Source organism: Marinobacter sp. M5B (assembly GCF_042604615.1).
GTDB classification, from domain to species: Bacteria; Pseudomonadota; Gammaproteobacteria; order Pseudomonadales; family Oleiphilaceae; genus Marinobacter; species Marinobacter salarius.
Window position 1 is genome coordinate 1,533,563 of the sequence record NZ_CP156894.1, and the last position, 13,838, is coordinate 1,547,400.

A 13,838-nucleotide genomic window follows, 5' to 3' on the forward strand; every position below is an offset into this window, starting at 1 on the left:
TGTTGTTATGGTGGTTTGCCAGCACCCGAAAGTGCGGCTACCGGCAAACCGGGAGGCCTCTGGGGGCCTCCCTTACTTCCCTCAGAGGTTCGGGGTCAATGTCAGATCAATGCCATTGTCCGGACCGGCGAGGAACTGGTTGAGAACGTCGGTCAGCGGACCGCAGTTCTGCAGGGGAGGCAGTGTGTAGTTGCCAGTCACATCGCCGCCTTCGGACAGCGAGAAGTTGGTGCCTTCCACCGAAGCCAGCTCGATGTTGACCGGATCCGCCGTGCGGCAATCCTGGCCACCACCTACCGGAATCTTCAGGCCGAACAGGCGTACGGTTACCTTCGGTACTTCCACATACAGCGAGGAGTTGGCCGTCAGGTTGCCGTCTATCAGCGTGCCCGTAGTCATGTCAGCCTGTTCGAACGTCACTTTCGCGTTGGCAGTCAAGCTCTTGAACAGCAGCGGGATCTTGAACTGTCCCTGGGTGGGGTCAAGCGCAAGATCTGCTTCGAACATACCGGTTGCCAGCTCCAGTTGCGTTGCAATGCTGCCTGAGAGAGGCAGAGAGCTTCCGGAAGCGTTGATGTCGGTCTGTCCTTCCAGATCCAGAAGCACCTCGAGCACATCGTCGCTGCCATCGTTACCCTGACCACTCAGGGCCACGGAGACGTCCGGGGTTTCAGGGTCGTCAGAGGCAATGTTGAGCGTCGCGCTGCGTCCACCGGCGGCAGACGGCATGAAGCTGATTTCAACGGTACAGCTGCCATCCTGTGCCACGGTTGTGCAGTCGTTGGTCTGGGTGAAATCGCTGCTGTTGGTACCGGCGATCTCAATGGCGTTGATCATCAGCGATGCGTTGCCTTCGTTGGCAATGGTGACCTGTGCGGTGGCAGTTTCACCGAGCATCACCGAGCCAAAGCTGACGTCAGCAGGCGTAACGCTGATTTCCGGAACGGGCGCGAGCACGCTGGTGCCTGTCAGCGGTACGTCCACCACAGGGTTCTCGGCGTCGCCGGATTCAATGCTCAGAGTAGCGCTCTGGTCACCTTCGCCATCGGGGATGTAGGTGACGTTGACGTCGCAGCTTTCGCCGGCAGCAACAGTGGTACAGCTGTTGGTCTGGGTGAACGCTGCTGCGTCCGCACCACCAAGGCTGATGTTGTTGATACCAAGTTCTGCCTGGCCGGTATTGGAAATGGTAACCACCTCTTCCGCGGTGGTGCCGGCCTGCACGTTGCCGAAGTCGATGTTTTCCGGGCTGACCGCGATACGGGGTTCAAACTGCTCGTCGGGAACCACCTGCACGGTCTGCAGAATGTTGTCCTGGCCGGCGTTCTGAACACACTCGGAGGTAAATTCACCGATGGGCGCAGGCGCAATATCGCCGTTCTCAACACGGGCGATCATGTCGAGTGTAAGGCCACCGATGCTGATGACCGCCTCGCCAACATCATCCTCGGTGAAGGTGATGGCCGGGGAAGTGCCCTGAGCCGGAACGGTAAATTCGCCGGTTTCATCGGGAATGGGCGACTGGGGAATGGTCAGCGGTACCGTCAGGTCAATCTCACGGCTCGGCGTGACAACAATGGTTTCATTGGTGGCGGTGCCTTCAATGGTGGCGGAACCCACCAGCTTGAGGCCCAGCCTGGAATCTTCATTCACCGTTGTCAGGGCATCCACCGTGAACTCTGGTGTGGGTTGCCCCACGGTTGCCTGGGTGGGTACATCGGCACTGATTTGCGCTCGAATGGGCTGTTCGCCAATCAACGGGAACGGGCAGGTGAATTCCAGTTCCAGTGACACCGGTTCGGCCAAGGCATTGCCACCACCGGTCATAAGCGCCGCGGCTGCTATCGCAGTACCGAGCGTGCGGACGCTTTTGTTGGGATTCCTGAGTTTCATGAGTTCGTCCTCTAGGGTTTCAATCTTTGTTGTGTGGGTATGCAGAAATCACCGATGAGGACTGCTGTATCGGTCTTGCAATGTGTCCCTTTATGACTGCGCGGAGGTTACTATCTCCACGCAGTGCCATTAGGCCGTCGCCGAGCGGTTCGGGTCATTGCTAAGGCCGGCAAGGTTTTTGTTCAAAGCGGAGAGAGAGCCGGGGAAATTCCAATTTCGTGACGCCCTTCAAATCCCGAAAATCATTCAGTGCGGGCTATCAGGAGCGAGAGCACTTTGAGGATGAGAGCTATTTACGGTCGCGGGCCTGCCGGCGGACATCACCGGGCGTCTGGCCTGTCCAGGAGCGGTAGGCTTTGGTAAAACCGGCCTGGTCGCTGAACCCCAGCTTCTCAGCAATGGAATCGAGTGGGATGACTGTATCGGTGAGGTACAGAGTGGCAAAGTTCTGACGTATCTCGTTTCTGAGCACTCTGAATGAGGTGCCTGCGGTCGACAGGTGCTGTCGCAGGGTGCGGGGACTCATGTCGAGCCGACGTGCAAGATTGTCCATGGTGCAGGGGCGGCCCGGTTGGCTCATGATCATCTCCCGCACCTGCATGACGGTTTCATCGGCCTGTTCTGATGGTTCCCGCTCTCGTGAGCGGGCGTTGGCCAGGATGAATTCCAGGCCGGTATCGTCGTTGCGAACAGGTCGGCCGGACAAAGGCATGGTGACCTGGCTCGCCGGAGCGTTGAAGCGAAATTCGCAGTCGGCAGCAATGCTGCGCCACTGCTCGGGTTCCAGGGACGAGTCGAAATCGAACTCAAAACAGAAGTGATTGCACACCTGGGATGAAATTCGATGGATGCTGCCCATATAGATTTTGGTGAGGCAGGGGCGTAAGTCGCCAAGGCCCCAATTGTCGATCAGTTGTATCCTGAAAGTGGATCCAGTTGAACTGAGGTCCATGTCCATCAGCGGCAGGCCCACGCGCAAGTACTGTACAATCATGCTGATCAGTCGCCGGGGGTTTTCCTGGCCGAGCACGGCGAAGCCAAGTAATCCGTGGGCCGGGAGGTCCAGTTGCTGGCCGAACTGGAAGGCCGCCCTCTCGTCGCCCATCAGCCACTCCGCCTTGCCTAGCAGTTGCCGGACCTGCCCCATGGAAAGACTCGCATCGGGATCGTCCAGCATGTCGCTGGAAATGTCGGTATCTCCAAGGATGGCGTGGCGCCGAACGCCCTTGCGCTCCATAAACCGAATAAACTGTCGGGCGTAGCGTGCCGAGATCAGCGGCACTTCGAGCGCCATCGGGCTGGACGTTTCCACCGTTCGTTCCATGAGAGGTAGCCTTATTGAACTGGAACTGTCGCGTTCAGCGCACAGTTGTTTACTCTGTCTTGGCCTAGTATAGGCAGGGTTGCTCGGGTCGATTTTGCTCACCGGTCACGGTTCTGGTGTGATGGCCGGAAATGACAATGAAACATTCGTTAGATTTTGCAGGAGATCTCCCATTGAAAGTGCCCTGTCCGGTGTGTGAAACACGCTCACTGGTGCCGTTCCAGACCATCAAAGGCATACCGTATTATCGTTGTGAAACCTGTGAGGCCACAGTCATGGACTCGTCTTGCTGGCTGGACGAGCGCCGGGAAACGGATATCTACAACCTTCACGACAATCATCCGGAAGATGAGGGCTATCGCCGCTTTCTTTCGAAGATGACCAGGCCGTTACTCGAAAGGCTGGAAGCGGGTGCACGCGGCCTGGACTTTGGCTGTGGCCCCGGCCCGGCGCTGGCCGGGATACTGCGGGAAGCGGGCATGGACATGTCGCTCTATGATCCCTTCTTTCATCCGGAAACGTCTGTTCTGGACCGCCAGTATGATTTCGTATCCTGCACGGAGGTGGTGGAACACCTTCACCGCCCGGCGGATACGTTCCGTCGGCTGGACAGGCTGCTGAAACCGGGTGGCTGGTTGGGTGTGATGACCTGCTTCCAGACAGACGACCAGTTATTTGCCAACTGGCATTACCGGCGGGACCCAACCCACGTTGTGTTTTATCGGGAGTTCACCATGGCCTGGTTGGCCCGGAGGTATGGGTGGCGCCTGGAGGTTCCGGCCAAGGATGTCGCGCTGTTCCAGAAGATTCAGTGAATCGGGGTAGGGCAGTCCAGTGCAGGGCACTCGACGGGACGGGGTCTGTCGCTGTCGTTCTGGACATTGCCGTCGAAACGCTCTGGATCGATGGCGCTGGCACAGCTCGCTGCGGTTCTTGATGCCGTGGCACAGCCTTGGGTGGCCAGTGCGTGGGCCAGGTTGTTCCAGCCTGCGGCCAGGTTCGGGAATTTGGCGGTCAGTCTCAGGAAATGTTGCGCGGCCAGGTCCACCTGGCCCTGTTGCCAGGCAATGTTTCCCTGCCCCATGATGGCAGCCGGTTGGTCTGGCCAGGCCTGCTCGGCCGTTCGATAGGCCTCAGTGGCAGCGATGGTCCTGCCAGTGGTTTCCAGGTCGTTGGCGGATGTCAGATAAAGCAGGGGCTGCGCCGTTGCAGGTAGTCGGTCGGGCGGCAGGATGACCGTGGCCCAGTTGTCTGCGCGGTCCCATGTGGCCATGAACACTTCCAGTGCCTGCTCGTGCCGCTCCTGGGTGCCGGTGTGAAGGATGATGGAGCGGTCGCTGGCGTCGTAACCAATCGCCACGGCAAAATGCCATTGTGGCCACCAATCGAATCGCAGATTCTGCATCACCAGCACCGGGTGGCCAGAGGCTATCTCCTCCAACAGGCTCTTGAGCGAACCGTCCAGCGGGTAGACCAGTAAGCCATGGGATCGGGCGGCGGACACCATTTCAACTTTCAGGCTGCCCTGGCGGGCAGGCAGGTACACCAACTCCTTCAGTACGGCGGGGTTGGTGTTCAGGCCCTGGCTGTTGAGCATCATGGCCAGGGATGCCGGGCCGCACTGGTACAGTTCCTGAGCGTGGAAGGGAACATGGTCCAGCACTTTCCGCTGGTCAACACCGGCCGTGTTCAGGGCAGGGGTATCGGGCCATTGGGGGCGGCTGGCGCAGCCCGCCAGAATCGTTGCCAGTAAGAGACTGACAACGATTCGCAGCAGGTGCAACTGGGTAGGACGGATCACGGAGCTATTGCGCTACCGGATACAGTTGATGAACGGGAAGATATTGGTGGCGCACAGCATATCGGTGATGATGAACACCAGCAGGAACAGAACGATGATCCCGACAACGCCCTCGCCAACGGGAGCCTCCGCCAGTTGTTGCTCAAACGACGACAACTCCTCCGGCGTCAGGTTCTGTATGCGCTGTTCAACCTGCTCCTGACTAACGCCCATTTCCGCCAGTTTCTCTTTAACCTCATCCTGCTCAAGCATGTTGAGCAGTGACTGGCGGTCCAGATCCGTGCGTTGCTCGGTCAGCAGTTCACCGGTTCCAACCATGCCCGCCGAGGCGGACGATGCCCAAACGGAGCCGAAAGCCATCATGATGGCCATGACAAACGATACGTACCGCAGATGGTTTCTCAGGGTTTGCATTACACTCTCCTGTTATTTTCGTTCAAGAAGCGGTCTTTCCGGTTGCTGCCTGCGATGTAGCCGACGGCTACATCCGACATTCAAGCTGACCTAATAGTAGCACGCGTTTTCGGCGTCCCAGGTTCCTAATGGTGACGGAAACTTAAAATGTGGACAGTCCCGTTGCCTCCATCAGCCTGTATTGCCAATACCGTATCCGGGATTCATCGGCCCAGGCATTGTAAGGCAGGCTCATTACCGGTGTTTCGCCCGGGCCGTGGTTCCATTGCTCATCGAAGAAGCCGGCCGCTTTGCGCACGATCTCTGAGTGCACGTTGGAGCGCACGAGTACGCTGGTTTCAAGGTTCAGGTCGTCAAGGTTGCGGCGGGTGAAGTTGGCCGAGCCGAGCAGCAGTTGAGCGTTGCCGTGGCTGTCGCGCCTGATCAGTAATTTACTGTGGCACTGCTCACCTTCGGTGTTGCACCAACGTACGGTAATGCCGGCGCCATTAAGCTCCATGGCCGACTGCCGGTTGGGTATGCCGCTTTTTTCCATGCCAAAAGCATCGTTGTTGGCGTCTAACAGTATCCGCACTTCGACACCGCGTTCGTGGGCTTCTTTCAATTCTTCCAGTAACGTTCGGTGCGACAGGTAGAACATGGCCAGATCCAGCCTGTCGCCTGCCTTTGCGGTGCCAATGATGTCTCTCGCGGTTGTCCGTATGGCCGATTCTGTGACGACCTGGATGGTATCGACCGAAGCGATGCCGGCTGCGGCTTGCGGCAGGCTGCTGATCATTTCGTCCACCACCTCGGTGTCTGCACCGGACATCGCCAGAACGGCACGCTCACTGAGCAGCAAATCGGCCACGGCTGGCCCTCCGAATCGCAGGCCGATGTTGCTGTGCCGGCTACTGCCATCGTGGGGGTTGGCGGAGGTCACCAGGGCGTTAAAGCCCTCTGCGTTGTCGGTGATCAGGACTTTGCGGTGGTTGGCCTTGAAGTTGGGGAGTGCCAGGTAACTGCGCAGGGTGACCGGTTGCTCACCGAGTGCGTTTGGTAGCCAGCCCCCGGTCGCGGAGTTGCCCATCCACTGACAACAGAAGCGCCACAGGCCGGACCAGGTGGGGTTGCTGTCACGAAGGCGCTCCAACCTGGTTTCTATTACCGGAATGCCTGCTTGCCTTAATTGCTGGAAGTAGGGCGAGACCGTACCACCGTATACGGTGTTTATGGGATCGGAAATAACGACAATACGCACATCCGGATTCGCCTTGCGTTGCTTGAGCAGGGCGTCAGTCAACTCCCTTGCCAATGGCCGCTGACGGCTGCCTTCCTCGCGGGTGCCGTTGAAGAGGAACATATCCACCAGAACAAAACGGCGAGCCGCCGAAATCATGTTGAGGGCCTCGTCGAAAATTTCCTGGTCCAGCCGCGGTTCCTCGTTGCCGAAATGCAGGGTCCTGTCGGTGAGAAGCCTGGCATTCGTCAGAGGATGGACTGTGCCCTCGTAACCTATCCCCGGTGGCAGGGGCTTCAATGTGTGGTAAAAACCAGTTGTTGTGATGGTCAGAATAACCAGGCCGATCAGTAACTTCACTGTCATCGTCGTACTTCCTGACGGAAAAGGTCCAAAGACGAAACTATACTGCACCGGAACCTGTGCCGTCCTTACACCCTTGTCATCCTGGGTTAATAATGGTCGCGACGTGATCGTGGTCACAGGTAAACAAACACTTACAAAAAACGTTCTTCTGGAACTATCGCTGCCGGCGTTCACTTTCTAAACTTGCTGGATCAATCATTTACGATAACGATTCCTGTGAATTCACTGGCTTTTATTGGTTCCCGTCTGTTCAGTCTGCGCCTGCTCATTGTTGTGCTGGCGTTGGCTTGTGTGTTTGTGGGTGACGCGCTGCCACTGCTGGGCTGGTTGGATCGGGTGCTGTTCAGCGCTCTTGGCAACCCTGAGGGTATTGGGGATGCTGTTCGGGGTGTGGATATGACACCGGACGCCTTCGCAATAGCGCTGCAGGCCCGGGGGCTCGTCGAGCCAGAGTGGTCGGCGCTGGCGATTCGTGCCGGGTTGATGATGTCGACACTCATCCTGGTACTTGCAGTTCCCAGAATGGGTGGAGCGGTCGCGCTGCCGGTGCTGTTACTGATTGCCGGGGCACTGGTGGTTCTGCAAGCAGCGTTCATGTTCTATCAGAGCGCCTGGCTGCCATTGGGTGAAGTGGTGACCCTGCTGATGGTCGGCTATGTCATCATGCTGTTCTGGCTGCAACCGAGGCGGGATATCGTCGCCTTGTCGGAGAATGTCCGCGTAGCCCGCACGCGGCTTGGTCGTCTGCTGCTGCAACAGGGACAGCCCGAAGAGGCGCTGGAGGTGCTGGCTGAATGCCCGCCCACCGAAGATACCTTGGCATTGCAATACGACATCGCCATTCAGCAGGAGCGCAAGCGGCAGTATGACCGCGCGTCAGCCACCTACCAGCAGATTCTTCAGCAGAAGCGAAAGTATCGGGACGTGGAAAAACGCCTGGCGGCACTCGGGAGCCTGACCACCGAGGCAACCGTTGTTTCTCCCGGTGGCTTTGACAGTACCCGAACCCTGGTCATGCCCGAGCAAAGTGTCAGCCGGCCCACCCTGGGCCGCTACGAGATCGAGCGCGAGATAGGGCGGGGCGCCATGGGCGTGGTCTATCTCGGCAAGGACCCCAAGATTGCCCGTACCGTGGCTATCAAGACGCTCAGTTACCAGGCGTTTGAGGACAACGAGCTGCGGGACCTGAAATCACGCTTCTTTCGGGAAGCCGAGGCGGCGGGCCGCCTCAGCCATCCGGCAATTGTCACCGTGTATGATGTCGGGGAAGAGGCCGACCTTGCGTTTATCGCCATGGATTATGCCAAGGGCAGGCCGCTTAGTGAATTTGGCAAGCCGGGGCGGTTACTGCCGTTGGCGAAGGTGCTGGATATCGTCGCCCGGGTGGCGGATGCCCTCGATTACGCGCATCGCCAGAAGATCATTCATCGCGATATCAAACCGGGTAACATCATCTTCAACCCGGACAACGGTGAGATCAAGATTACCGATTTTGGCATAGCCAAGATCTCCGACGACTCCCGGACTCGCACCGGCAGTGTCATGGGCAGCCCACTGTATATGTCCCCTGAGCAGCTCAAGGGCCAGAAAGTGACTGGCGCCACCGATACCTACAGCCTGGGAATCACGCTGTACAAACTGGTGTGCGGGGAAACACCCTATCAGGGTGATACCCTGGCCAACCTGACCTACCAGATTCTGAACAAGCGCCCACGGAGTGTCCGCGAGTTCAACCCGGAACTCCCCAACGGTGTTGTCCGTCTGATTAATAAAGCCATACAACGGGAGCCTGACAAGCGCTTCCTGAGTGCCGCCACCATGGCGGAAGCGTTGCGAAGACAGGCGAGCCGTGAGGCAAGGGAGGAAGCATCGTGATGAATCCCCAGGTGGCTGGCATAACGGATGTAGGGGCGTTGCGTACAGCCAACCAGGACGCTATTGACTGGCGGGTCAGCGAGGATAACCAGCAGGTGCTGCTGGTGGTTGCCGATGGCATGGGCGGTTACCACGGCGGAGAAGTGGCCAGCCGCATTGCCGTAGACACGGTGATGGAAGTGCTGGTGCCCTGGTTGTCGCCGGATGAGGGGGTGCCGGAGGAGCCGGACGATGCCATACAGTTTGCGATCAACCTGGCCAGTGAGCGAATTGCTGATCGAAGGGCTGCCGATGCGGACCTGGCCAAAATGGGGACCACGCTGGTCATGGCCTGGGTGATTGACGGTGAGGCTCACATTGCCCACCTGGGGGATTCCCGCTGCTATCTCGTTCAAGGGCGCGAACTGGCATGCCAGACCCGGGATGACACCGTGGTACAGAACATGCTGGATGACGGCAGCATCCGCCCTGATGACGTGCCCCATGTGCCTTTCCGTAATGTGCTGACACGGGCGCTTGGCGCCTCAGCGGCCATTGCCAGCTTCCGCCGCGTGCGGATGGCAGCTGGAGACTCCCTGTTGCTCTGTTCCGATGGCCTGACGGGGGCCTTGCCAGAGGACCAATGGCTGTCGCTGATGTCTGTGTGCGAAACACCCGACGATAAAGTCCGGGCGCTGGTGGATGCGAGCCTGGATAACGAGGCGGCCGACAATGTGTCCGTTGTACTGTTGATTCTTAATTAATGGAGGAGGCCTGTATGGCGTCACTTTCCCAACTGGTGGACAACGTTGTGGTGACCACTTTTGAGCTGGATCAGCCGGAGATTCATGTCGGCAGGCGTGGCGATAACGATATCCGCATCGACGAGATTTCAGTCAGCGGCCATCATGCGTTGATCGAGGCGGTGCCCAATGCCTATCTGGAAGGCACGGTGGACTATTACATCACCGACCAGAACAGCACCAACGGAACGTTTGTGAATGAACTGCGGATTGACCGACGCCAGCGCCTGAACAGTAACGACCTGGTTCGCATTGGCTGGAACGAATTCCGCTTCATTGACGAAGATGAAAATGCGCTGGAGAAAACCGCCTACATACTGGATTAGTGGTCCGTTGGCAGGCCGTTGAGCACGAGTCGGGAGAACCGACCGAGCAGGGACGTGGCGTTGGGCGCGTCGATCACATTCTCAATCAGAGCCTTGGCATCGAGCCCTTCCTTTTCCAGATCGGGTGCCTGCACCTTGAGGTAGGCCCGCATCACCTCTGCTGAGAATTCCGGGTGGAACTGGATACCCCAGGCGCAGCGGCCCACACGAAAGGCCTGGTGCGGTTCGAACTCGTTTCGGCCCAGGAGAACGGCATTCTCCGGCAACCTGAGTACGGATTGCCGATGCGTCAATTGCGCCGGAAATGTTTGGGGCAACCCCTTAAACAGAGGGTCATCCATCGCAGCGTCCAGCAACTCTACCTGATGGGTGCCGGTTTCCCGGCCTTGTGGATGATAACCTGCTTCACCACCCAGAGCGTGGGCCAGCAGCTGATGGCCATAGCAGACCCCCAGAACTGGCACCTCTTCCGTCACTGCCTCAGCCAGCCACGCGGCAGTGCACTCACTCCAGGGCGCCCGGTCGCTGACCATGGCCGGTGATCCCGTCACCACGATCCCGTCCCAATTCCCGGGTTTGCCCGGTAGGTCGTCAACCGTAACATCGACTACGTGAAGGTCGAGCTCCGGATCCAGCCCGGCCAAAAACCAGTTATCGAAATCCCCGAACGACTCCAGAAGGGACGGGTAGGTATTACCTGTTTTGAGTATGACGACCCTGGCCAAGGTGTTGCTCCCGTCAGTCTGCGATGACTGCGTTGTGGTAAACATTCTGGACGTCATCGAGGTCGTTCAGCATGTCCATAAACTTCTCGAACAGCTCAATGTCGTCGCCTTCGACAGTGGTGGTGGTCTGGGGCAGGAACTGGATCTCGTCTACGTCAAACTCCAGGCCTTCAAACGCTTCCTGCAGTGCCTGTCGCGCCTTGGCGTATTCGGTGTGGGGCGCGAACACAGTAATCATACCCTCTTCGTGCTCAATGTCAGTGACATCCACATCCGCCATCATCAGTGCTTCCAGAGCCGCTTCCTCGTCGTCGCCCTTGAAGCCGAGAATGGCGCAGTGATCGAACATATGGCTGACGCTGCCCTGGGTGCCGATCTTGCACTTGGTCTTGGTAAACGCCAGGCGTACGTCGCCGAAGGTACGGTTGGGGTTGTCGGTCAGGCAATCCACGATGGCCATGCAGTTGCCGGGGCCGAATCCTTCATAGCGAGCAGGGGAGAAATCCTCACCAGCGCCACCCCGGGCTTTCTCGATGGCCTTCTCAATGACGTGCGCGGGCACCTGATCTTTCTTGGCACGGTCGATCAGGCCACGCAGGCTGAGGTTTGCATCCGGGTCCGGGCCGCCGGACTTGGCGCACACATAGATTTCGCGGCCGTACTTACTGTAGACCTTGGTTTTGGCGGCGGCCGTTTTGGCCATGGAGTCTTTGCGGTTTTGATAGGCTCTGCCCATTACGCTGCCTCAATTTCATTTTCAAAAGTGCGGATTTTACTCGACTACACAGGCCGGTGACAGCCTTATTTATCGAGGTTGTCGACGGCTCTTCCATGGTACCAAAGTGCCAGGGTTTCAGAACTTTCCGGTCAGGTACCGCAGAATGTGTTCGTGTTACGGTCGGAACATCGCCATTATCACCGAACGCGGAGATTGCCATGAGGTCCGTTCGAACATCGCTCATTGCAGCCGTGAGTTTGCTGCTGTTCACCGGAGCTCCGACAGTGGCAAACAGTGCCGAGCCGGATCAGCAGATGGGCGTGGCTCGGGAGATGATCCAGGTCCTGGAGGCCTATGCCGTCTACAAGATGGGCCAGTACGATCTGGCGTTCGAACGTTACCAGGCGCTTGCCGAAGCGGGGAGTCGGCAGGGTATGTATAACCTGGGCAATATGCACGCAGCCGGGCAAGGCACGGCACAGAGCGATTCGAAGGCTTTCGAGTGGTATCTGAGGGCAGCGGAGGCTGGCGACAAGCTGAGCATGTCCGAAGTGGCAAAGGCCTATGAAGCGGGCATTGGTACCAGGGCAGATCCGCAACTGGCCCGCCACTGGCGGGAGCGTGCCGCAACCGAAGATTGATCATTATCAACCTGCCACAATACCCCCGCCCAGCAACGAGTTCTTCAGTTGCTTACGCCAACTTGGGCACCCTGCGGATGCCCTTACGGATCCCCTGATCAAGAGCGGAGCTGACCAGTTTGCCGGTGAACGGCACGATGTCGTCAAAGGAAATGGTGTACTGGACGCGAGTCCTGCCATTGGCGGCATCGTCGAAGCGGATGCGACCGATATGGTTGCGGATGGGGCTCATGCTGGAAATGGTGTACTCAATAAGCAACCCCGGCTCGAAGGTAATGACGGTCTCTTCAAGGCCGATGGGGCCGATGCCGATCTTGCGGATGGACCCAAGGCCGTTGGGGTCGGCCTGGTCGCTGTCGCGAATGCGCTTCACTGGTGCTCCCAACAGCTTCCCGAAGCGCTCATGATCCGCAAACAGTGCAAACACACGGTTGCGCGGCACATCAAAGGTTTCGTCAATTTCAATCTTGTAGTTCGCCATGTATGAACTCTTCAGAGACAGTTTCCAACAGGGTATCCGGTTATGTGTTACAACAAAAGTGACGTGCTGGCAATGACCGGGCGTTGGCCCAAAAGGGCTGAATGGCAGCCGAGCGACAGGTACACTGAGCCTCGTGGTGCCTCAGGTATCATACCCCCAACACAGCCCGACAAGGTGCATGGACCCGCATGAACAACGATAACGAACAACCCGCACGCTCTGAACTCGCGACACCACTGAATGGCCTCTTTGCGCTCGGGATACTCTATACCCTCTACGTCGCCCACCAGATTGTCCTGCCAATTGTCCTGGCGGTCCTGACCAGCCTGCTGTTGTTTCCCCTTGTCAAAAAAGCCTATGACAAAGCCGGGATCCCAAGGGTGCTCAGCTCATTGGTGTTGATCATCGTGGTGATCGCTGGTCTGGCGGGTGTTGGGGCCGCCGTCGCGACGCCTGCCCTGGAGTGGGCGCAGCAGGCGCCACAGGGGATCTCACGACTGCTCATGGGGGAGAGCGGCATTAAAAGCCAGATTGACAAGGTCAACGAATCGGCAAAGAAAGTGGAGGAGTCCATGGACGAACTGTCCAAGGACGAGAAGACCACAACCAACACTGTCGTGCTTAAAACCGACTCGTGGCGCAACCAGCTATTGACCAAGGCCCGTAACGGTGCGGCCGGCCTCGCACTTGCGCTGGCCCTGACCTATTTCCTGTTGGTGGGCGGTGACCGCATCATCCTCAACTTTGTGCGGCAACTCCCGAGACGACAACGTCGCAATGTGCTCCAGATTGCCCGCGATTCCCAGCAGCAGATCGCCCAGTATCTGGCGGTACTCAGCCTCAGCAACCTGCTGGTTGGCATCACCACCGGGCTCATCTGCTGGGCAGTGGGGCTTCCGGACCCAGCCGTTTGGGGGCTCGTTGCCGGCTTGGCCAGATTCATCCCTTATCTGGGCGTTATCCTGACCATCATCCTGCTTGCGGTTGTGTCTGCCACCAGCCTCGACACACTCTGGATAATGGCCATCGCCCCGCTCGGCTACCTGGCACTTACCTCCACCGTCGGTTTTTTCATCGAACCCTGGATCCACGGTTTTCGCATGGCCATCAATCCCGTGGTTATCTTCGTATCCATCTTCTTCTGGGGCTGGTTGTGGGGGCCGGTGGGTGTGCTGCTGGCGGTGCCTCTGATGACCATCATCCAGGTGGTCCTCAAACAGATCCCGAAACTGCGGCCGATCTACAAGGTTATTGCGCGGTAAAAGCTGTCAGG

At 58.3% G+C, this 13,838-nt stretch carries 14 protein-coding genes; 6 read left to right on the forward strand and 8 right to left on the reverse strand.

All coding sequences use genetic code 11. The features are described 5' to 3' along the window. Window positions 1-81 precede the first annotated feature (81 nt). Window positions 82-1,893 (reverse strand): choice-of-anchor D domain-containing protein, encoded by a 1,812-nt coding sequence (locus tag AAGD24_RS06960; protein WP_041335862.1) that lies wholly within the window; start codon window positions 1,891-1,893, stop codon window positions 82-84. A 289-nt stretch (window positions 1,894-2,182) separates the two neighbouring features. Continuing rightward, entirely contained in the window at window positions 2,183-3,217 is a 1,035-nt protein-coding gene (locus tag AAGD24_RS06965) for an AraC family transcriptional regulator (RefSeq protein ID WP_174447640.1), read from the reverse strand. 137 nt (window positions 3,218-3,354) lie between these two features. Here AAGD24_RS06965 and AAGD24_RS06970 point away from each other — a divergent pair, with 137 nt between their 5' ends. Then, window positions 3,355-4,032: a class I SAM-dependent methyltransferase gene (locus AAGD24_RS06970; protein WP_041335864.1), complete on the forward strand. Its 678-nt coding sequence runs from the start codon at window positions 3,355-3,357 to the stop codon at window positions 4,030-4,032. Here the strand turns inward: AAGD24_RS06970 and AAGD24_RS06975 are convergent. From AAGD24_RS06975 to AAGD24_RS06985, 3 genes are all read right to left on the reverse strand, one after another. Then, a complete protein-coding gene (locus tag AAGD24_RS06975; protein ID WP_379866956.1) occupies window positions 4,026-5,018 on the reverse strand; it encodes a PA2778 family cysteine peptidase in 993 nt (330 codons plus the stop codon). The genes AAGD24_RS06970 and AAGD24_RS06975 overlap by 7 nt on opposite strands. A 12-nt stretch (window positions 5,019-5,030) precedes the next feature. Continuing rightward, complete coding sequence (locus AAGD24_RS06980) at window positions 5,031-5,432, reverse strand: PA2779 family protein (RefSeq protein WP_350035802.1); 402 nt, start codon at window positions 5,430-5,432, stop codon at window positions 5,031-5,033. Window positions 5,433-5,574: 142 nt separating this feature from the next. Further along, entirely contained in the window at window positions 5,575-7,017 is a 1,443-nt protein-coding gene (locus tag AAGD24_RS06985) for a phospholipase D-like domain-containing protein (RefSeq protein WP_305936973.1), read from the reverse strand. Window positions 7,018-7,233: 216 nt separating this feature from the next. On the opposite strand from AAGD24_RS06985, the gene AAGD24_RS06990 reads away from it, so the two are divergent. From AAGD24_RS06990 to AAGD24_RS07000, 3 genes are read left to right on the forward strand one after another with little or no spacing between them, the layout of a single operon-like run. Then, window positions 7,234-8,892: a protein kinase gene (locus AAGD24_RS06990; protein WP_379866958.1), complete on the forward strand. Its 1,659-nt coding sequence runs from the start codon at window positions 7,234-7,236 to the stop codon at window positions 8,890-8,892. Continuing rightward, entirely contained in the window at window positions 8,892-9,635 is a 744-nt protein-coding gene (locus AAGD24_RS06995; protein ID WP_286811316.1) for a PP2C family serine/threonine-protein phosphatase, read from the forward strand. Before AAGD24_RS06990 ends, AAGD24_RS06995 begins: the two co-directional genes overlap by 1 nt. 14 nt (window positions 9,636-9,649) lie before the next feature. After that, complete coding sequence (locus tag AAGD24_RS07000) at window positions 9,650-10,000, forward strand: FHA domain-containing protein (protein ID WP_091641659.1); 351 nt, start codon at window positions 9,650-9,652, stop codon at window positions 9,998-10,000. Here the strand turns inward: AAGD24_RS07000 and AAGD24_RS07005 are convergent. Both AAGD24_RS07005 and AAGD24_RS07010 read right to left on the reverse strand, forming a co-directional pair. Continuing rightward, on the reverse strand, window positions 9,997-10,725 hold the full coding sequence (locus tag AAGD24_RS07005) for a glutamine amidotransferase (RefSeq protein ID WP_379866960.1): 729 nt from the start codon (window positions 10,723-10,725) through the stop codon (window positions 9,997-9,999). The two genes, AAGD24_RS07000 and AAGD24_RS07005, sit on opposite strands and share 4 nt — an antisense overlap. A 13-nt stretch (window positions 10,726-10,738) precedes the next feature. Then, complete coding sequence (locus AAGD24_RS07010) at window positions 10,739-11,461, reverse strand: YebC/PmpR family DNA-binding transcriptional regulator (RefSeq protein ID WP_036204509.1); 723 nt, start codon at window positions 11,459-11,461, stop codon at window positions 10,739-10,741. A gap of 200 nt (window positions 11,462-11,661) precedes the next feature. On the opposite strand from AAGD24_RS07010, the gene AAGD24_RS07015 reads away from it, so the two are divergent. Further along, window positions 11,662-12,084: a tetratricopeptide repeat protein gene (locus tag AAGD24_RS07015; RefSeq protein WP_036204511.1), complete on the forward strand. Its 423-nt coding sequence runs from the start codon at window positions 11,662-11,664 to the stop codon at window positions 12,082-12,084. A 52-nt stretch (window positions 12,085-12,136) separates the two neighbouring features. Here the strand turns inward: AAGD24_RS07015 and AAGD24_RS07020 are convergent, their stop codons facing one another. After that, window positions 12,137-12,565, reverse strand: a complete 429-nt coding sequence (locus AAGD24_RS07020; RefSeq protein WP_075195858.1) for an SRPBCC family protein — start codon at window positions 12,563-12,565, stop codon at window positions 12,137-12,139. A 188-nt stretch (window positions 12,566-12,753) separates the two neighbouring features. Between AAGD24_RS07020 and AAGD24_RS07025 the strand changes: the two genes are divergently transcribed. After that, window positions 12,754-13,827 (forward strand): AI-2E family transporter, encoded by a 1,074-nt coding sequence (locus AAGD24_RS07025; RefSeq protein ID WP_091641654.1) that lies wholly within the window; start codon window positions 12,754-12,756, stop codon window positions 13,825-13,827. The last annotated feature ends 11 nt before the right edge of the window (window positions 13,828-13,838 follow it).

Coding starts and splice junctions, on each gene's coding strand:
- AAGD24_RS06960 (WP_041335862.1), bottom strand. CDS start 1,893: ATGAAACTCAGGAATCCCAACAAAAGCGTCCGCACGCTCGGTACTGCG.
- AAGD24_RS06965 (WP_174447640.1), bottom strand. CDS start 3,217: ATGGAACGAACGGTGGAAACGTCCAGCCCGATGGCGCTCGAAGTGCCG.
- AAGD24_RS06970 (WP_041335864.1), top strand. CDS start 3,355: ATGAAACATTCGTTAGATTTTGCAGGAGATCTCCCATTGAAAGTGCCC.
- AAGD24_RS06980 (WP_350035802.1), bottom strand. CDS start 5,432: ATGCAAACCCTGAGAAACCATCTGCGGTACGTATCGTTTGTCATGGCC.
- AAGD24_RS06985 (WP_305936973.1), bottom strand. CDS start 7,017: ATGACAGTGAAGTTACTGATCGGCCTGGTTATTCTGACCATCACAACA.
- AAGD24_RS06995 (WP_286811316.1), top strand. CDS start 8,892: ATGAATCCCCAGGTGGCTGGCATAACGGATGTAGGGGCGTTGCGTACA.
- AAGD24_RS07000 (WP_091641659.1), top strand. CDS start 9,650: ATGGCGTCACTTTCCCAACTGGTGGACAACGTTGTGGTGACCACTTTT.
- AAGD24_RS07010 (WP_036204509.1), bottom strand. CDS start 11,461: ATGGGCAGAGCCTATCAAAACCGCAAAGACTCCATGGCCAAAACGGCC.
- AAGD24_RS07015 (WP_036204511.1), top strand. CDS start 11,662: ATGAGGTCCGTTCGAACATCGCTCATTGCAGCCGTGAGTTTGCTGCTG.
- AAGD24_RS07020 (WP_075195858.1), bottom strand. CDS start 12,565: ATGGCGAACTACAAGATTGAAATTGACGAAACCTTTGATGTGCCGCGC.
- AAGD24_RS07025 (WP_091641654.1), top strand. CDS start 12,754: ATGAACAACGATAACGAACAACCCGCACGCTCTGAACTCGCGACACCA.